The organism is Acaryochloris thomasi RCC1774 (assembly GCF_003231495.1).
Classification (GTDB): Bacteria; Cyanobacteriota; Cyanobacteriia; order Thermosynechococcales; family Thermosynechococcaceae; genus RCC1774.
In genome coordinates this window covers 244840-263569 of record NZ_PQWO01000004.1, presented here as the reverse complement: position 1 = coordinate 263569, position 18730 = coordinate 244840, and the positions used below count along the sequence as shown (strand labels likewise).

Below are 18730 nucleotides of genomic sequence, written 5' to 3'. Positions count from 1 at the left end.
CTTAGCGTTCTCTGCCGCCCACAGCTTAGGCAGCCGACCCTGAGCACGTCAGTCGGCTGAAGTCGGTTGTTGCTTCATCATTGAGTCGGTTAAGTCGGGTTGGGTGGCAAAAATTCAGCCTTATTTCACGCAGGCTAGAAACTCCCTTGGCTACAAACCCGCAATCCTCGTAGGATAGAGACAGAACCACACACCGAAATACCCAGCGGTTGCCTCACACTTCATGAGTTTTTCCATCGGCTGTGCAATTTGGGCCTACAAGGGATGGCTAGGGGATTTGTTTCCATCCGGCAGCGCTTCCTCAAAGTTTCTGCAGCTCTATAGCCAGCGATTCACCACCGTCGAATGCAACGCCACCTTCTATTCCGTCCCCAGTGCGGCCACTGTCGCCCGCTGGCAGGCCCAAACGCCACCGGGGTTTGAGTTCTGTCCAAAGTTTCCACGCTGTATTACCCACGATAGTCCTCTCCACCAAGGTATCGATGCAGCCCTCAACTTTATCGACCTGATGCAGGGCTTGGGCGATCGTCTTGGTCCCATCTTCGCTCAGCTTCCCCCTTCCTATAGCCCAGCCTCCTTTGCTGACCTCGAGACTTTTTTTACAGGGCTGCAGCACTGCGGGACCCCTCTGGCCCTTGAAGTTCGACATCCTGACTGGTTCAAATCACCCCACGCAGAAAAGCTTTCAGAACTTCTGCATCGTCTTCAGGTAGGACGGGTACTGCTCGATAGTCGCCCGATGTATCAGTTCCCCGAAGATCCGCAGCTAGGGTCGCAGCGCCGTAAACCTAATGTGCCGCTGCAGCCTGTCGTCACGGCTCCCTTCAGCATCATTCGCTACATCAGCCACCCCACCTTTGACCTCAATCAGCCCTTCTTAGAAGATTGGGTCCGCGACGTTGAGCAATGGCTGCAGCACGGTACTCGCATCTATTTCTTCGTCCACTGCCCCGTTGAAGAGCACTCCCCTCGCACCGCTCAAAACTTTCACCATCTGCTGCAGCAACAACAGGTCCCCGTCCCGCCACTCCCTTGGGATCAGTTTGCTGCAGAACCCCAGCAGCTCAGCCTTTTTTGATGCAGAGAACGGCCCTATCTATTCCATAGTCAGCGAACTCAAACAGGCAATTGCAGAAAAAACGTGAAGGAATAGTTCACAATAGTAGGTGAAGATACTTAGTCTCCCCCCAAAGCTCTGCCGTCAATTGCTGCAGCTCTATGGGCAACCTGGATGACTATAGACAATTTGCAGATCTTATATGTGCTGCAGAATTAGGGTTATCAACCCCTGTCTAGTATCGCCGAGACACTTTACAATTAGTAACGTTTCTAAGAATATAGAAAGGGATTTCTTAATCTTTTTAAGATATTGAAGTCCAGTCCACCTAGGCCAGTTTGGCCCCATCGTCGGCACCTGTGTCCCCTTGACTCAGTGGCTTGTCGCACTTAACTAGAGAGCAGATATGAAAGACCTCAGCCATTACCGCAACATCGGCATCTTCGCCCACGTAGATGCTGGCAAGACCACCACTACAGAAAGAATTTTGAAGCTGACCGGTAAGATCCACAAGATCGGTGAGGTGCATGATGGTGCGGCAACCACAGACTTTATGGAGCAGGAGCAGGAACGGGGAATCACGATTCAGTCTGCTGCAACAACCTGTTTCTGGAAGGATCACCAGCTCAATATTATTGATACGCCTGGACACGTTGACTTCACGATTGAAGTGTATCGCTCCCTCAAGGTCCTTGACGGCGGTGTGGGTGTGTTCTGTGCCTCTGGTGGGGTAGAACCTCAGTCCGAGACCAATTGGCGCTACGCCAACGACTCCAAGGTTGCTCGAATCATCTACGTTAATAAGCTCGATAGAACAGGCGGCGACTTCTACAGTGTCGTCAAGCAGGTAGACGAGATTCTAGGTGCGAAGCCCCTTGTTATGGTGCTGCCCATCGGAATTGAAGAACAGTTCACGGGTTTAGTTGACCTCCTCACCCAAAAAGCCTGGATCTGGGATGATTCTGGCGACCCCATGAATTACGAGATCAAAGACGTGCCCGCCGACATGGCTGATGATGTCGCGCTTTATCGTGAGCAGCTCATTGAGCTGGCCGTGGAGCAGGATGATGCTGTCATGGAGAAGTATCTTGAGGGTGAAGAGCTGAGCATCGACGAGATCAAAAACTGTATCCGTAAGGGGACTCGTGACCTAGCCTTCTTCCCAACTTACTGTGGCTCCTCGTTTAAGAACAAGGGTGTACAGCTTGTCTTAGATGCCGTTGTTGACTACCTGCCAAACCCCACGGAAGTTAGGCCTCAGCCAGAAGTGGACCTTGAGGGTAATGAAACCGGTGGTGTTGCCATTGTCGACGTCGACAAGCCGCTCCGGGCCCTCGCGTTCAAAATCATGGACGATCGTTTCGGCGCACTCACCTTCACGCGTATTTACTCTGGCAAAATTGCCAAGGGTGACACGATTCTCAACACGGCAACGGGTAAAACAGAGCGCATCGGTCGCCTTGTGGAAATGCACGCTGACTCTCGTGAAGAGGTTACTGTTGCTCAGGCTGGCGATATTGTGGCCATCGTGGGTATGAAGAATGTCCAGACCGGTCACACGCTGTGCGATCCAAAAGATCCGGCAACGCTGGAACTGATGATCTTCCCAGACCCAGTGATTTCGATTGCAGTATCTCCTGTTAATAAGGGTGGCTCTGAGAAGATGGGCATGGCTCTGAGCAAGATGGTTCAGGAAGATCCCTCCTTTCATGTCGAAACCGACCAGGAAAGTGGTGAAACGATTCTCAAGGGCATGGGCGAATTGCACTTAGATATCAAAGTGGATATCTTGAAGCGCACCCACGGTGTTGAGGTCGAGGTGGGCAAACCTCAGGTTGCCTATCGCGAGTCGATCACTAAGCGTCTTGAAGATAGCTATACCCACAAGAAGCAGTCCGGTGGTTCGGGACAATACGGAAAAATCGATTACGTGATTGAGCCAGGTGAACCTGGAGAAGGATTCGCGTTTGAGTCTAAGGTCACGGGCGGTAACGTGCCTCGTGAATTCTGGCCTGCGGTTCAGAAGGGGTTCGCAAGCTGCCTAGATAAAGGCATGATGGCAGGCTTCCCGGTGGCTGATTTGAAGGTGACGTTAACCGATGGTGCTTATCACGCAGTGGATTCATCTGCGATCGCATTTGAGACTGCAGCTAGAGCCGCCTATCGTCAGTCCTTCCCGAAAGCAGGTCCACAGCTACTGGAACCCATCATGGCTGTCGATGCCTTCACTCCAGAGGACTATGTGGGTGATGTGATCGGTGACCTCAACCGTCGCCGAGGCATGATCAAGTCTCAGAACCCCACGGCAACAGGATCACGGATTAAAGCCGATGTGCCCCTAAGCGAAATGTTTGGCTACATTGGCGATCTGCGAACCATGACCTCTGGTCGTGGCCAGTTCTCAATGCTGTTCTCGCACTATGCGCCTTGCCCCAAAAATGTGGCGGAAGAGGTGATTACAGAAGCGAAAGAGCGTCAGGCTGCGAAGTAAATCTCCTGGATAATTAATCTCAGGGATCATATAGAATCAAGGCTCCTGGACAATTGAACTGTCCAGGAGTTTTTGTATTCGATAGCCGCAATATCAGAAGTACATTAGGAGTCTCAGCGACGAACCACATGGCTAAAGAGTTTTGGTTCAAGCGCCTTGAGAAGGCTCCAGTCCAGTGAAGTATCATGACGCTTCAAAAGGTTCACTTCTGCCATATACTAAGTCCCCGTCGAACCCCTGATAGTCAATCTTTGTAGGTGCATCGCAGCGGATAAACTTTAGACCGACGAGAGGATCACCATGCTCGGGATCGGGAAAGTCGGCAACCACTTGACTGATTACGCCTGCATCAAAATTATTTTTTTCGTCTTCACCAATGGGACCGTCGTACCAAATAATAAATCGAATGTAAGCCGGTGAGAACTCGACTCCAATCTGGCGCATTCTTGAGGTAACTTCACCCACGAGCGCTCGCTGGGCTGAAAGCAGCACACTCATGCGAAAAGATGCTTTGGGATCGGACATTCAACCAGTACCGATGACTGTGTGTAGACTGGAAGCAGCGCTATGCCGGTATAACCATGCTCAGCACTCCGACAACCTCCAAGCTATATGATCAGGACTTTGCCCAGTGGATAGACCAAACGGTCCAATTGCTGAAAGAAGGCAAACTCGACGAACTGGATATAAAGAACCTAATTGAAGAGGTTGAGAGCTTGGGACGGAGCGATAAAAGAGCGATGAGCAGCAACCTCATCATTGTGATCCTCCATCTGCTCAAATGGCGATACCAGCCTGAAAAGCGCTCAGGTAGCTGGAAAGGTTCAATTATCGAACATCGCCGACGTGCTAAGCGATTGTTGAAGGACTCTCCCAGTTTAAGATCCTATTTAGAGTCAGAGTTTGCTGATTGTTATGCTAATGCGCGATTACAGGCTGCAGGAGAGACAGGGTTAGATATAAAAGCATTCCCAGTAGATTGCCCTTATGAACTGGAAGAATTGCTCATTGATGGTTTTTTGCCTGAGTGATGCGTAGCTTTTTAAAAACGATTTCCTACTATCAATTCTGTCATGCTAGCCCCGTTGAGGATTGCGCGACCCAAGAAGCAGGAAAAATGCGATCGCAGGAAAACCGCAGCAAAAATACAGTCCGGTTTGATATGACCCTAGCTGCTCTTTAAAGACAGCCAAAAACGAGGGGCCGATGGCGCTGGCAATCACCATGCTCATCATCTGAACACCAGAAATAGCGCCCAAGTGAGCACGGCCGAAGAAACGCGGTAGCGTCACGCTTGATAACGTACTAAAGCAGCCACCACTCATTCCCAAGCCAAGAATGGCAATACCTCGAAACAGAGGAATACCCAGATTTGCGACTCCGATGAATCCGAACCCTTGAGCTACCATCATCATCAGATATAGGTTTTTAAGATTAACGCGGTCGGCAGCAATGCCAATGCTGTAGCCCACAATTGTTGACACGACAGCCATCGGTAAAAACCAGCTGACGGCCTCTGCTTCTGATAAGCCCACCGTCTCCCCTAGATTAACGACGTGAAAGGTGATGCCGGTAACGACGAGCGCCTGTGATGATAGCGCCATTGATGTTGCCCAAAACGCCAGCGTTTGCAGGGCTTCACTGCGCGTGAACTCGTGCTGCTGCAGAATTATAACTGGCTCAACGGTGTGCGGTATCGGCTCTGCTGCACTTGCAGCCACGCCATCCATCTGCAGCCCGCACTCTTCAGGATGATCACGAAAAAAAAGCCCGCCGATCAGACCCATGCCAATGCCTACGATCGCCGCGAGGCCCAGCCAGGTGCCTCGCCATCCGGCCAGACCAATGCCGTAGCTTAAGATCAGGGGGGTGGCGGCGAAGCCAAAGGCTGTGAAGATACCAGAAATACCGCAGGCAAGTCCTCGCTTGCGATCAAACCATTTGCCTAGAGTGTTGCGGCTGGTGAGGGTTAACATGCCCTGTCCGCTGAACCGGAGACTGACGAAGCCTAGCGTCAGCAGAATTAGAGCTGTGGTTGATGTGGGGATTGATGTTTGGGTAGAGAGAAGGAGGGAGATGCGATCGCAACCACTCAAATACACCAGCGTCAGCGCCAGCCAAACAGAGGACAGCACTACCATCAATCTTGCACCCAGGCGATCGAGCAAAATGCCACCGAAGGGCAGCAGCAAACCGCTGGTTAAAGTCCCCACCAAGTAAGCATTACTGAGCGCCAGCCGAGAAAGTCCGGTAGCTTCCAGCAGATGATCGGTGAACACGCTCACGCCCATTGTCTGGCCGGGAATGCTCATCAAAATACCGATGGTGGTCACCGCCACAATCATCCAGCCATAAAAAAACGGCCAGCGATCGGGTCTAAAGGGATAGTTGGGGCGCAGCAGTTTGAATTTTTGAATTCTAGCAGCGAGAATCGAGCTTCGCTGCTTGGCATCAGTCCAAGGTGATTTCATAAGATGCCATTTATGAGCAGGTCAGCCTCGTCAGTGTAATCAACATTCACCACTGATGGCACCAAGATAGCTGAACGACTATCTAGCAGGACAACAGAACCCTCAAGGACTTTTTCGGTCTGTATGCAGCGGCACAGTTGCCGCTGTTGCTGAAGGCTTAAGGGACTCAGTTGATGAAGTCGCTGAAGGAGGGTCGCATACATTGCTGCTTTGAGTTGTTTGTCTTGGTATTCCAGGCATTGAGGTTTGCCCTACCCACTAGTGGACTGTTGAGGCTTCTTTTTGAGACGAAACAGTAAAAACTGAGTCGGCTGCTCTGCTTCAAAACCATTGTCACTTACCAATAACAGGCTTCGGCTGCCGTCAGACAAGATAGGCCCGCTCACCATTCCCTCTAGATTGCTGAGCGTCATTCCCAGATCTCTCAGATTTAAAAGTGGCTGCTTAAAGACCGGATTCACGCCCTGCAGCGGTAGCTCAAGCTTCTCTAAGCTAGAGGTATCAGTGGCACCGCCTGTGGCAATCTGAAAGACTTTTGCATTAAATCCTGATAGAGGACTAAAGGAGCGCTCTAAGCTCAGAAAATGACCGCCACTATCAAGGGTGGTCAGCTCCGTGAGGCCATTGAGACCCGTGCCCAAGGTGGGCGGCTCCAGCGGATACAAGTATTCAGAGATCAGCAGCGGGCGAACATCGCCAACCAGATAATGCAGCAGGCGACTATAGAATTTAGGGTCTGAGTCATCGGGATTTACGTCTTGAATCAGGGGCAGCTCCGTGGCTGTGAAGATGCGATCGCCCTCTGGACTGATGGCTAAAGCTTCAAACCCACGATTATCCGCAATTCCCTGAGGTGCTGGCGGTTCGCTGGTCTCTAGCTCATCTGTTGCCAACGCGGGCAAAAAATGGCTTGGTAGCTTGAGTTGTTCTTGCCAACTGCCTTGGGCTAAATCAAAGGCGGCTAAAATCGGTGGACTTTGAGTCTGGACGCCTTCGCTGGAGATCCAAAGCTGGTCTTGGGGCGTGAGGACAATGCCTTCGGGGTCGAGTACTTTAGGGGCAACAGATTGCTCCTGCTCATCTTGGAGGACTGTGACCGTTTCGACGGTGATCTCTTCAATCTGATCGGCTTCGCTGATGTTCAGGGCTAGGGTATAAAAGCGGGGCTGCTGACGATCGTCGCTGAGCGCGTAGATGAGATCGCGTCTCTGGTCATAGGTCAACGCTGAAAGTCCGCCCACAGTCGTGCCCTCGAAAGAGGTCTGAGGCAGCGCGTAGTCGCCAACAAATTCCAGGTCTAAATTCAAAAAGATTCTGGATTCAGCCGTTACCTGAGGCAGGCTACAGCCACAGCAGATCAGGCAGCACACAATGGCGAGCGCCCAGTTTAGTGTTTTTGAATGCAGCACCCTAACCCTCGATATAGAAACTATTGGTTATCTTAAAGGGTCAATAGAATCTCGTTTCACTTGTGTTGAGATCGCATTCCACGAGACGATGTTAAGCGGGGCAACTGGTGAAGATATCTAAGGGGTTTCGGAACGGCCATGAATCGATCTTACTTATTAGGTGGCTTGGGGGCTTCTGTGGCCCTAGTGTGGGTTTGCCCCTCTGCCAGTGCTCTGAGTTCCCAAGCGACAGGAGCCATTGCTGATTTCCAAGCAGCGGCCTCTGTGGCGCATCAGAGAAAGCAGCTTTCTCCCTATCTGACCGAAAAATATATGTTGTGAGCCACGGAACCTAGTGCTGCCCAGCGCTATGCCACTCAAGATAATCCCCAGGCTGTCTTCACCGACTCTCCAGCCGTTCTCAATCATCTCAATCAAAAAATTCAGCGTAACCCCAATGACGCAGCCTTCTATCGATTTCGAGGAACGTTGCTGGCAGAGGTCTTCAACCGACAGCAGCAAGCAATCCCTGATATTCAGAAAGCGACTAACTTCTACCGTACTCAGCAAGATATGACAAATCGTCAATTGATGGCGTCTTATCTCGAAGTCTTAAAAAGGCAATCGAGTCGATAGACTTTGAAATCTATTTGCTATTTTTGCCAGTTCAAAGAAAGTGTCGGCTTATCATAGAAGTTAAACGACAAAAGATACTCCAGAACCCTGTTTTTTATAAATCACAATGAATCGATCTAGTCTGCTGCTCTCAGGCTTGCTGGGTACTACAACAGCTTTAGTGTGGATCTGTCCTCAAGCCACCGCTCTCAGCTCACGGGCCATTAGCCAAATTGCCAAGGGCACTACAGTTAGAATTATTAGTCAAACGGCAGGCTCAGGTGTACTCATCAAGCAAGAGGGCAATACCTACACTGTCTTAACCGCCGCTCACGTCGTGGCATCCGCCGATGATTATGAGGTAATTACCCCCGATGGCAGTCGTGCGCAACCGACCACGATTAAGAAGCTCCCCGAAGTCGATTTAGCTTTAGTGCAGTTCACCAGCAATCAGACTCATTCAGTGGTCGAACTGGGCGACTCAGGACAGGTCTCAGAAGGCTCTCTCAGCTATGTCTCGGGGTTTCCGCTGCGAACGGAGGCAATCTCAGAGACAATTTACAACTTCACTGAGGGCAAAATTACCGCCAATGCTGGACGCGCGCTACAGGATGGCTATGCGCTGGTCTATTCCAACAACACGCTACCGGGCATGAGCGGCGGACCGGTCCTCAACGAGCAGGGGAAGCTGATTGGCATCCACGGTCGGGCTGACACAACCGAAAGGGTTCAAGATCAGAGTCTCAACCCCGATATTTATATTAAGAGCGGCTTCAATCTAGGCATTCCCACGCGCACGTTTCTGCAGCTCGCGCCTAAAACTGGTTTGAATTTAGGATTTGCCACACCCACGCAGCAAACCGCATCCCAAACAACAGCGGATGACTACTTTCTACAGGCTCAGGCTCAGATTGATCGGGAAGAGTATGAAGATGCGATCGCAACCCTAACCCAGGCTATCGATCTCAACCCCGACTACTCCGCCGCCTATGCCCAAAGAGGGTTCGCTCAAGCTCGACTCGCAAAAGCCTCCGCTGCCCTCGCCGACAGCGAGCAGGCTATTCGCTTAGATCCTCAAAATTTCAGAGCTTATTTGGTGCGGGGTTTGGTTCGCAGCCGCATTGGTGAAACCCAAGAAGCACTAGCCGATGCCGAAAAAGGCGTCAGCCTGCAGCCCAACTTTGCCGGTAGCTACGGGCTACGAGGGACCCTTCGACTGCTGCTCGAAGACTATTCGGGAGCCGTGACTGATTTGAAAAAGACAGCGGAGTTGATGCGATCTCAAGGCAACACCGCTCAGGCCGAAAGCATTGAGCAGGGAATTACCGTATTCAGTAAGCTTCAACAAGGGAAAGGCACCTTCAACCACTACCTAGCCCGTGCCGCCGTCCGCATTCAGCTTAAAGATATCCAGGGAGCCGCCTCAGACTTTCAGGATGCCGCAGCCTTGGCCCAACAGCAGCGCCAGTTACCTCAATACCTAATCGCTAAAAGCATGTTGAGAATTACCGACGCCAGCATTGCCCGACGTTACGCAACCCAAGACGATCCTCAGACCACCTTCCCCAACGCCGAGGGAATGCTCGTACAGCTCAATCAAGCCCTTCGCAATGATCCCAATGACGGCAACTCCTATCGGTTTCGAGGCACGCTCCTAGCCGAACTTTTCAACCGTCCGCAGCAGGCCCTCGCTGATATTCAGAAGGCCGCAGCCTACTTTCAAGATCAAAAAGACACCACCAATTATCAGCTCATGACCTCCTATATCGAAGCCCTGAAATAATGTCGAATGCGGTCCCAACTTCTATCTCCACTCCAGACGCATTGACGTCCAGTGCATTGACGACAGCAGCTCTTGTGGAGATCTTCTCAGCTATTCAGGGCGAAGGCGTCAATGTCGGCACGAGGCAAATTTTCATCCGCTTCGGGGGCTGCGATCTGCGCTGCCGCTTTTGCGATAGCGTCCATACTTGGCACCCCAGCGAGACCTGTCGCATTGAGCAAACTCCTGGTCTCCGGGACTTCGTGACCTATCCGAACCCCATCTCGCAGACCCAGCTCCTGACCTGGATTGCCCAGCAAAATCAGCCGAACCTCCATGACAGCATCAGCCTGACGGGTGGGGAACCTCTACTCCATGCCGATTTTTTACGCCTCTTCCTGCCACAACTTCGTGACTCCATCCATCTGCCTATTTATCTAGAGACAGGGGGGCATCGCCCTCAAGATCTGCAAACGTTATTGCCCTATCTAGATCTGATTGGAATGGATCTCAAACTCCCCAGCGTTAGCGGTGAGACCCACTGGCGAGAGCATTCCCAGTGCCTCAAACTGTGTCAGCAGGCCCGCATCGATGTTTTCTGTAAAGTGATCGTCGCGCAGCACACAGACCCAGAAGACCTCCAGCAAGTCCTACAAACTATCGCCACAATCAGTCCGAATATCCCCGTCTATTTGCAGCCAGTGACCCCTCTCCCCCAGAGCATCATGCAGCCTCCAACTCCAGCCCAAGTGCTGCAGTGGCAAGCGGACCTCAAGCAGAGACTCAAAACGGTGCGTGTGGTACCGCAAACGCACAAGATGCTTGATCAGCTTTAGCCTATCGAGGCTGATCAAGCCAATTTCTCAAATCCTCTTCGTTGCCGAAATCTAGCAGGGCTTCCCCTAAGTCTTCCACCTGATTAACGGGCAAGCGCTGCACTCGCTCTGCTAACTCTGGGTTCAGACCACTGAGCCGCCGATTGAGCAACCGGATGACGAGCGACAGAGCCTCTTGCTTGGCACCTGCCTCTAGAGTCTGCTGCTGCTGCCCCGCGCCAGAGACCAAGTCCATGACCTGCTCTCGTTCTAGCAGCCCCATGCGTTCAACTTCACGCTTGAACACTTGTTCCTCAGCTTCACTGAGCTTGAGATAGGTATCAATAAAGTTCGACACGACCTTAAGGCGGCCTGCATCTAGCTTCAGCGTTGCCAACAGCCGGAGGCATTCTGCTTTGACCGCAGGCTTATCCGATATTTTGACATTCATCGTCGTCATTAGTGCCGCAGCCACCGGATTACGTCGCTTAAGAAAGTCTCGCCAATTAAGTCGAGACATCTGCAGTGTTAGAAAGTTGAAATCCATGACCTTACGGTCCACAAATTCAACGCGATAATAGTTGGGTTCAGGACGCTGCGGCGGATCAATCGGGAACAGGATGATCGGATAGATCGGTAGATTATAGGTCGCATCTAACTGCGCGTACTTGTGGAAGATGCGGCGATTGAAGTCAATATCTGATTTCCCTTGGCTCTCAATGCTGATCCAGAAGCAGGCCTCTCTCATTCTGAGGCGAGTTTTCACAAAAATGCTGTTTTGATCGGCCTCTGCTTCTTTACCCTGATCAAGAAACTCAATCGTTTTTGAGTCAATAGCAACCGCTGTCTTCGGAAAAAACAGATCAATAAATTCCACGAAGAACGTGGTAATTAACTCTTTAAACAACCGATCGTGCTCGATCATCAACACCATCCATGGGATAACTAAATCGTATTCACCCTACCACTCTCAGCGGTCGCGTAGAACACTGGCCCCTTCTACTCAGGCCACTTCAAATCTCCTGGCAAATCTGTTGCTGCGTACTCCAAATGAATGACGCGGCGGTGGCTAGGCCGTGATCCTGCAGAAGATTGATGCAGAAGCAGCGGCCGCATGATCAACACATCACCCATCCTGGCCTCACACATTACAGCAGCTTGTTTTCGATATTGAGAAATCTGCTCAGCAGATAGCTTTCCTTGAAGATGACTCCCTGGAATAACCTTCAAGGCACCATTAATTACAGAACAGTCATCTAGGTGAATCCTGAACGCAATCATTTGTTCAAGAACCTCAACCGGAGGCTGCACAGCATGAAAACCATGTTTGGTAGACCAGGGACCAAAGCCTGGTGCCTCAGCATAATTTTGCACTGTGATGATCTGATCTTGATGCCACGGCACCTTCCAGTTGGATGTCTCGTGTTTATCAAACAAAATTCCTTTCACGGGCCTGGCCTGAGAACCCAGTAGGTTTCTTGCCAGTCCTTGCAGAGGCTCACTGAAAGCCAATGACTTAATCTGGGGGACCGCCGTAAGCAAATTACGCACCGCATAGAGTTGACCTCCACGGCTCCGAGCAACGGTGCAAGGCCCCACCTGTAAGATTTGCTCTAAAAGCATCGCGACCGTGGTGCTAGGCAAACAGTCTCTAACGACGGTAAAGCCGTTGAGTTCAAGCTCATCAGAGCATTGCTGACGGTTCATGTAAACACAGCCATTTTTTTGTAGATTTATGATCAGCCGTATCGATATTTTTAGAAAGTCACCACGCTGCGAATAGACTCTCCGGCATGCATGAGGTTAAAAGCATCGTTGATTTTTTTCAAAGGCAAAGTGTGGGTCACCAAGGGATCAATCTCAATCTTGCCGTCCATGTACCAGTCCACAATTTTAGGGACATCGGTGCGTCCCTTGGCCCCGCCGAAAGCGCTCCCTTTCCAGACGCGGCCGGTCACTAATTGGAAAGGGCGGGTGCTAATTTCTTGCCCCGCTCCTGCGACCCCAATAATGATGCTTTCGCCCCAGCCCTTATGACAACATTCTAGGGCCTGACGCATGACTTCAACGTTGCCGATGCACTCAAAGCTATAGTCGGCCCCACCCTTGGTTAGCTCCACGAGATAAGCCACCAGATCGCCATCGACCTCTTTGGGGTTCACAAAGTGGGTCATGCCCATTTTTTCTGCCAGTGCCTTTTTCTCTGGATTGAGGTCGACGCCCACAATTCGATCTGCACCCACCATACGAGCCGCCTGGATCACGTTCAGACCAATGCCGCCTAGTCCAAAGACGACGACATTTGCACCTGGTTCGACTTTGGCGGTGTTAACGACAGCACCGATTCCCGTGGTGACACCGCATCCAATCAGGCACACCTTGTCGAAGGGGGCGTCTTCTCTGATTTTTGCCACAGCAATTTCAGGCAATACGGTGTAGTTGGCAAAAGTAGAGGTGCCCATATAGTGGTGCAGCATCTGACCATTGAGCGAAAATCGGCTGCTGCCATCGGGCATTAGCCCTTTGCCCTGCGTGGACCGAATCGCCTGACAAAGGTTGGTTTTACCGCTGAGACAATAGCTACAGGCTCGACATTCAGGCGTATAAAGCGGAATGACGTGATCCCCTGGCTTCAGGCTTTTGACCTCGGGACCCACTTCAACCACAACGCCTGCTCCCTCGTGACCCAAGATGGCAGGGAACAGACCCTCAGGATCCTCTCCAGACAGCGTAAAGGCATCCGTATGGCAAACGCCTGTGGCCTTCAGTTCAATCAGGACTTCTCCGGCCTTCGGTCCTTCTAATTGGACGGTCTCGATGGTTAACGGTTGACCCGCCCCATGGGCTACAGCGGCTTTCACATCCATGCTGATTAGTGCTCCTGATTTAATGCATTCCTTATTATCCACAGGAGTTCGGCTTAGGTCGGATTGATCCCGAAGAGAAAAGAATTTTCTTTGTGAGGGTTAATAAAAACTTAACAATGATCCCGGGCTTTGATATGATTCTTAACGGAGTTTGCTTCTGGTGTTCATGCGCTTGCAAAGATCACGGTCCTGCACAATTGTTATCCCGCGTTCGGGGAAGAAATCTCTTAAACTTTCTGTTCAATTGCTCCCGCTGGCCCTAGGGGCTTCTATCGCCATTATCTCTCCGTTAGCTTGGCTGGGTAGAACGTTCTACACACTACACAAGAACAACAGCGAGCTATCTGAGTCCACGGCAGAGGTTTTAGAAGAGCTTGAAGATCTAGACGCAGAAGTCGAAAAGCTCCAGGAGCGGGCTGGGTTAAAAAATGAGCAGCAGAGAAGTGAGCGGCTGCCCCAAAATCTAACCTTCCGACCCCAAGGTGGCAAGGGTGGTGCGTTGATTCCTGACCCTGAGGCTGCTGCGTCTCGACTGCAGATTGTGCGGGAGCAGTTGCCGAAGCTTGCCAAACGGCTAGAGGCCAAAGTGAAACCTGCTTTGGAAAAAACGCTCAAAGATGAAGAAGCTCGGTTTGTGGCGACACCTCAGGGAATGCCCGTGGCTGGAATCCCAGAAATCTCGTCTGAATTTGGGCCTCGCCCCGGTGTTTTTGGGGGCGCGCGCGAGATGCACAATGGTATGGATTTTCTGGGCCCTCATGGAACCCCCATCTACGCAACAGGAGATGGCGTGGTTTCACGGGCCGCGTACTTTGGCGGTTTTGGCAACACTGTTGAAATCCAGCATGGCTATGGATACAGAAGTCTCTACGCTCATATGACGAAGTTAGCCGTGCCCGAGAAGGCTAAAGTCAAGCGAGGACAGATCATCGGCTTTATGGGGAGTACGGGTCGGTCTTCTGGCACGCACCTGCATTACACCATCTATAAGAATGACAAGGCGATCGATCCGAAGTCTTACATCTTGGCCGACGTGGAAGTATCGTCGACTATCGCTCAGCAAGCTCGCTAATGGTCTTTATCGAGTCACGGACAAACTGACCCAGCGTCTTCACTAGTTTAGGAATGGCTTCGCTATGGTGCGGTGTGCGGTCCATGAGTTCGTAGTAGCGATCGAGTAGGTCATGTTCACTGTCTGAAACATCGTCGTCAGAGATCAAAAGCTTGCCAATTTTAGCCAGCAGGATCAGGCGCTCTTCTTCGTCTGCGTTTCTGAGGTAGGCCACGATCCAGTTCTCAGTCTGCTGGGGAGAAACAGGGTTTTCTAGAAGGGACTGCAGCTCAGAATCATGGCTGAGATGATAACGCTGGAGTAAGTTCTGCAGGTAGCTCACTTCCTGCGGCTCTAAATGCTGATCGGCCCAGGCAGACCCCATGAGGATCTGGAGAATGAGGCGGTGCTGCTGCTGTTGTTCTGAGGTCATAAAGGTGTACTTGATTTGATTTATGGAGCGGGGGCTTGCGTTGCTTGCGTCAGGAACCAAGCCGTGATGCCATCCGCTAAGGTTGACGCCAGCTGACGTTGCGCTTGCGGGTCGCTGATCCACTCGAACTCGGTTGGATTGATCATAAACCCTAGCTCCAGTAGAACGGCGGGAGCGGCGGTGGGGCGAGTGAGGGCTAGGTTATTCCAAAAAACACCGTATCGGGGACGGTCTAGCTCGGTTACGAGATATTCATAGAGGAACTGCGAGGGATGGTGGCTTTGAGCGTGATACCAAAACATGCCGATTCCGGCAGTGTTGATGGCGTCGCCGCTGTCGGGGAGAGCGTTGTAGTGGATGCTGAGGGCAATGTTCGGATCTTGAGTCTGAATCATTTGGACTCGATCGCCTAGCGACACATCCACATCCTCTTCGCGCGTCATTAGAACTGTCGCGCCCCGTTGCTGGAGTTCCTGCTGCAGAAGTTTGGTGACCTGTAGGTTGATTGTTTTCTCGGGTATACCTGTTGGCCCCACAGCCCCTGTCTCCGCACCGCCATGACCAGCATCCAGCAGAATTTTGACGCCATTGAGATAAGGAGAAACTTCAGACCCTGGCGCTCGATTCCTGCTGTGGACAAGGCTTTCTGGCGATAGAGTCGGTGGATCTGATCGTCCACGAGAACTGCTCAATAGGGCTAATGACGTAGAACCTGAACGTGTAGTGCTAAGCGAAGCAGGGGGATGGCGTAAAGAGAGGACTAAATTCGTGCCTTCGTAGCGCAGCTTATAACCCCATTGCTGATTGGATTTGAACTGAAAGTGGTACTGGATTTTACTCGGATCTGGCTGCGACCAATCTAGGCGTTCAATGATCGGGTCGTCTTTAATGGCGTTGGTATCGGTTTCTGCAGTGGCATTGTGGAGCGTGAGAGAAAAGGTACTACCCCGCTGATCAACTGAAATTGGTACTGCTGTTGTGAGCGGGAATACAACCTCAGTCCAGTTAGGGATGATGCGACTGCGAAAGCTGCGAATCGTGGCCTGGGGCAGCAGACCTGGGGGAAGTGCCTGTGTCTCTGCGGCTTTAATCCAGCCACCGTAGTCGAGCCGTAGCCATTCACCTTCTTTGCCCGTGACCCGAGCGCGGGTTCCTTGGGGTAGGGGGGTAAGCCGCGAGTGATTGGTGCTGGGGCCAGTGCGAGCGACACCTTGCTCGCTCAGCACTTCTATCGTTTCAAAGGTAGTGTCGAGAATCTCAACGCTGCCCGGTCCTTTTTGCTTGATGGTTTGGCCGTCTGTGCGGAGTTGAAAGAGGGGTGAGCCTAGCTTCCCTGGCTTTATGAAGGTTGTGCAGCCTTGGTATTGGCCGCTGGCGCTGGCTGGCTGGTTTTGGTCGGTCAACACTGCTGAATTAGGCGGAAGGGCGCTACTAGTCTGGCTCTGAAGCGTAAGCGTTTGGCCTCCTATTTTGACTGAGACATCTGACTCTGGGGGAGCAACGGCACTAAAGCAAATGGGCTCTTGGGACTGACGAGTAATATCAGTGGTGGGGGCTAGCGTACTGAAGCCGGTCTCCGTAGGGTCAGTAACTGTGCGGATAATGTTCAGGGTGACCGTTTGCTTCCCATGCTGGAGCGTGAATGTATTTTCCCCAGGTTTCAGCGGGAGGCTGGGGGCAAAATTACCGCTGGGGCTTCGGTTCGCAATCTGTTGGCCGTTAATCGTAACGCTGCCATCTGCAGGGGCTGTACCGATAAAGAAGATTTTCTCGGCTGACGTGGTGTGTCCATCGATGGGATAAACGACTTTGAGAGATTCCCCTGCATTAACAGGGAATGATGTCACAGCCAGAGCCATGAATGCTAGTCCTAAAATGCGCCGCATTACACCTCTTCATCACCAAGTAGGACAGTCCCGTTGAGGACGTTCAAGGGGAACTGATATCCCTCAAGAATACTATTAGGACCTACGCAGACAAAGCGATCGAGTTATCAAAATGGTCGGCATAGCTCAGATAACTCCGTTCCTTGGCCCAAAGTCTACCAGTGTTGATGGAGCAGGCAGATTACTGACACTCTGATCACTCTCTTTGCTGGAATGCTGAAGGATTTTCTAGAACCTGGCTAACCTGCTTCAGCTGAGCACAACTCGCCGGAGCGGACTGGCAATGAGCCGCTTAATCATGCTGAAGATTAGCTGGCGCAACTCAATGACAATGATCTGCCGAAGCTCGGAAAAGAGTACCCGTCGGAGTTCATGCGATGTTGAGATCGCCAACGCCTCGGTTAGATGAGGAATCACAACTTCTGCAATTCGGAGCTGTCGGAACGTTGCGGTCTGCGGCATCCATTTAGCAACAGCAATCATCTGACGACAGAATGCGTGTTTCACCTCTGCGCACGTCTCGTCATTTTCGAGCTGCTCTCGAAAAAATTCCCACACGAGATGATGCAAGCGATAGACGCCATTGTCTAACCGCTCCAGCAAATGTAAACCGAACAGCTGCTCATCTCGTAATTCCTCCAGCGTTGACCGATCCCACCCCAGTGCGCCTTCTACTAAAATCCACGGAATGGGAGCCTGAGCAAAACAGCTTAGAAAGCAGGCCAGCCGTCGTCCCTCTTCATTCAGTGATTTCCAGCTCATATTAAAGGCCGCAACAATTCCGTGTTGGGCGGTCATTCCCGGTAGGGTTTTATCTAGAGCGGGCGTTGCTAAGCCTTTCGTCGCCAACTCCTCTAACATCTGATCTAAAGACCAGTCAAGCTTTCTCGCTAAGTAGCTGCCTACGAGATTTAGACCCAAGGGCAGGCAGCCCAGCCGTTGACACAGCTCTTTCGCGGATTGTAGCTCCTGGTTGATCCGCGCTGTCCCTATTAAAGAACGTAGGAGATCTAGTCCCCCCGCTTCGCTCAAAACGTCTAGCTGTAGCGATATTAATCCTTCGGCAAGCTGAGCCTGCCGGGTTGTTATCAACACCTTGAAGCGTGATTTTGCGCTTGGTAGATAGTGTTCGACGCTGCGATAGTCTATGACGTGATCCAAAACTACAAGTACAGAGCCAGGGGGCCAATACCTCCAGCAGAAGGCAACTTGCTGCTCTAGGGGCAACTCTTGCGGTACGTTTAGACCCAACTGAACCTGAGCAAAATCAACAATTTGTGCTCCGATGTTCTGCTCTTGGGCCTGTAGCCAACAGATCCCGCCTGGGTAAGTCTGCTGCTGATAGGACTGTAGAGCATACTGTAACGCTAGTTCTGTTTTGCCAATGCCTCCCATGCCTGAAATCACTGAAATCTCTGCTCGTTCTGAGGCCTGTAGTTGTCGGTGCAGTTGCTGTAGTGGTTCGTTACGTCCAACAAAGTCTTTAATGCCACTGCGAGGTAAGTTCGTCGGGCTATCCACTACAGCTCGGTTGATGCCCACCGTTTCGGTCTTTACTCGATGCTGCTGAGTTGGCTGTGTCGAAAAAGGTTCCGATGCTTCCTGTACTGTAGGTGATGTCTCTAGCCCTACAATCCCTGCCCAGTCTAGATTCAAAGTTTTGCAAATGAGAACGAACCCCTCATTTCTAATCGGGAGGCCGTTGAAAAATTTGTCGATGACCCCTCGACTCACAAAGGCATACTCATGAGCCAGCTGAATTGCAGAGGCTAAGCCCCTTTGGGACAGACCTAAGGACTGCAGTGCTTTCTGAGCCTGCTTGAGTCCGATGGTAGAAGCTGTCAGCGTTGATTGCGGCATCGCGAAATTCCGATTTCTGAACCCTGTTTGCACT

At 51.6% G+C, this 18730-nt stretch carries 17 protein-coding genes; 7 read left to right on the top strand and 10 right to left on the bottom strand.

Going from position 1 to position 18730, the window contains the following annotated elements:
- Positions 1–223 precede the first annotated feature (223 nt).
- Complete coding sequence (locus tag C1752_RS08880; RefSeq protein WP_110985698.1) at positions 224–1078, top strand: DUF72 domain-containing protein; 855 nt, start codon at positions 224–226, stop codon at positions 1076–1078.
- Between the two features lie 385 nt (positions 1079–1463).
- A complete protein-coding gene (gene fusA / locus C1752_RS08875) occupies positions 1464–3548 on the top strand; it encodes an elongation factor G (protein WP_110985697.1) in 2085 nt (694 codons plus the stop codon).
- A gap of 183 nt (positions 3549–3731) precedes the next feature.
- Here the strand turns inward: fusA and C1752_RS08870 are convergent, their stop codons facing one another.
- Complete coding sequence (locus C1752_RS08870) at positions 3732–4073, bottom strand: MafI2 family immunity protein (RefSeq protein ID WP_110985696.1); 342 nt, start codon at positions 4071–4073, stop codon at positions 3732–3734.
- A gap of 56 nt (positions 4074–4129) precedes the next feature.
- Here C1752_RS08870 and C1752_RS08865 point away from each other — a divergent pair, with 56 nt between their 5' ends.
- Entirely contained in the window at positions 4130–4579 is a 450-nt protein-coding gene (locus C1752_RS08865; protein ID WP_110985695.1) for a DUF29 domain-containing protein, read from the top strand.
- A gap of 45 nt (positions 4580–4624) precedes the next feature.
- Here the strand turns inward: C1752_RS08865 and C1752_RS08860 are convergent, their stop codons facing one another.
- Genes C1752_RS08860 through C1752_RS08850 form a run of 3 tightly spaced genes read right to left on the bottom strand, consistent with a single transcriptional unit; the run spans position 4625 to position 7428 of the window.
- Positions 4625–6019, bottom strand: a complete 1395-nt coding sequence (locus C1752_RS08860) for an MFS transporter (RefSeq protein ID WP_233501478.1) — start codon at positions 6017–6019, stop codon at positions 4625–4627.
- Positions 6016–6222, bottom strand: a complete 207-nt coding sequence (locus C1752_RS28365; protein WP_110985694.1) for a hypothetical protein — start codon at positions 6220–6222, stop codon at positions 6016–6018. Before C1752_RS28365 ends, C1752_RS08860 begins: the two co-directional genes overlap by 4 nt.
- A 48-nt stretch (positions 6223–6270) precedes the next feature.
- Positions 6271–7428 (bottom strand): esterase-like activity of phytase family protein, encoded by a 1158-nt coding sequence (locus tag C1752_RS08850; protein ID WP_233501477.1) that lies wholly within the window; start codon positions 7426–7428, stop codon positions 6271–6273.
- 138 nt (positions 7429–7566) lie between these two features.
- Here C1752_RS08850 and C1752_RS08845 point away from each other — a divergent pair, with 138 nt between their 5' ends.
- From C1752_RS08845 to C1752_RS08835, 3 genes are all read left to right on the top strand, one after another.
- A complete protein-coding gene (locus tag C1752_RS08845; RefSeq protein ID WP_110985693.1) occupies positions 7567–7749 on the top strand; it encodes a hypothetical protein in 183 nt (60 codons plus the stop codon).
- A gap of 400 nt (positions 7750–8149) precedes the next feature.
- Positions 8150–9805: a serine protease gene (locus C1752_RS08840; RefSeq protein WP_110985692.1), complete on the top strand. Its 1656-nt coding sequence runs from the start codon at positions 8150–8152 to the stop codon at positions 9803–9805.
- Positions 9805–10620, top strand: a complete 816-nt coding sequence (locus C1752_RS08835; RefSeq protein WP_110985691.1) for a 7-carboxy-7-deazaguanine synthase QueE — start codon at positions 9805–9807, stop codon at positions 10618–10620. The genes C1752_RS08840 and C1752_RS08835 overlap by 1 nt, the downstream gene beginning before the upstream one ends.
- Before the next feature lies 1 nt (position 10621).
- Here the strand turns inward: C1752_RS08835 and C1752_RS08830 are convergent, their stop codons facing one another.
- The 3 genes from C1752_RS08830 to C1752_RS08820 all read right to left on the bottom strand — a co-directional run bounded on the left by C1752_RS08830 (position 10622) and on the right by C1752_RS08820 (position 13466).
- Complete coding sequence (locus C1752_RS08830) at positions 10622–11524, bottom strand: DUF4351 domain-containing protein (protein WP_110985833.1); 903 nt, start codon at positions 11522–11524, stop codon at positions 10622–10624.
- Between the two features lie 74 nt (positions 11525–11598).
- The gene (locus C1752_RS08825) at positions 11599–12306 is read right to left on the bottom strand and encodes a phytanoyl-CoA dioxygenase family protein (protein ID WP_110985690.1); all 708 of its coding nucleotides are present in this window, start codon (positions 12304–12306) and stop codon (positions 11599–11601) included.
- A gap of 50 nt (positions 12307–12356) precedes the next feature.
- Complete coding sequence (locus C1752_RS08820) at positions 12357–13466, bottom strand: S-(hydroxymethyl)glutathione dehydrogenase/class III alcohol dehydrogenase (protein ID WP_110985689.1); 1110 nt, start codon at positions 13464–13466, stop codon at positions 12357–12359.
- Between the two features lie 166 nt (positions 13467–13632).
- Between C1752_RS08820 and C1752_RS08815 the strand changes: the two genes are divergently transcribed.
- Complete coding sequence (locus C1752_RS08815; RefSeq protein ID WP_110985688.1) at positions 13633–14538, top strand: M23 family metallopeptidase; 906 nt, start codon at positions 13633–13635, stop codon at positions 14536–14538.
- On the opposite strand, the gene C1752_RS08810 is transcribed toward C1752_RS08815, so the two are convergent.
- From C1752_RS08810 to C1752_RS08800, 3 genes are all read right to left on the bottom strand, one after another.
- The gene (locus tag C1752_RS08810) at positions 14516–14950 is read right to left on the bottom strand and encodes a tellurite resistance TerB family protein (RefSeq protein ID WP_110985687.1); all 435 of its coding nucleotides are present in this window, start codon (positions 14948–14950) and stop codon (positions 14516–14518) included. The two genes, C1752_RS08815 and C1752_RS08810, sit on opposite strands and share 23 nt — an antisense overlap.
- Positions 14951–14970: 20 nt before the next feature.
- The gene (locus tag C1752_RS08805) at positions 14971–16836 is read right to left on the bottom strand and encodes an N-acetylmuramoyl-L-alanine amidase (protein WP_110985686.1); all 1866 of its coding nucleotides are present in this window, start codon (positions 16834–16836) and stop codon (positions 14971–14973) included.
- A 249-nt stretch (positions 16837–17085) separates the two neighbouring features.
- A complete protein-coding gene (locus C1752_RS08800) occupies positions 17086–18696 on the bottom strand; it encodes an NB-ARC domain-containing protein (RefSeq protein WP_110985685.1) in 1611 nt (536 codons plus the stop codon).
- Between the last annotated feature and the right edge of the window lie 34 nt (positions 18697–18730).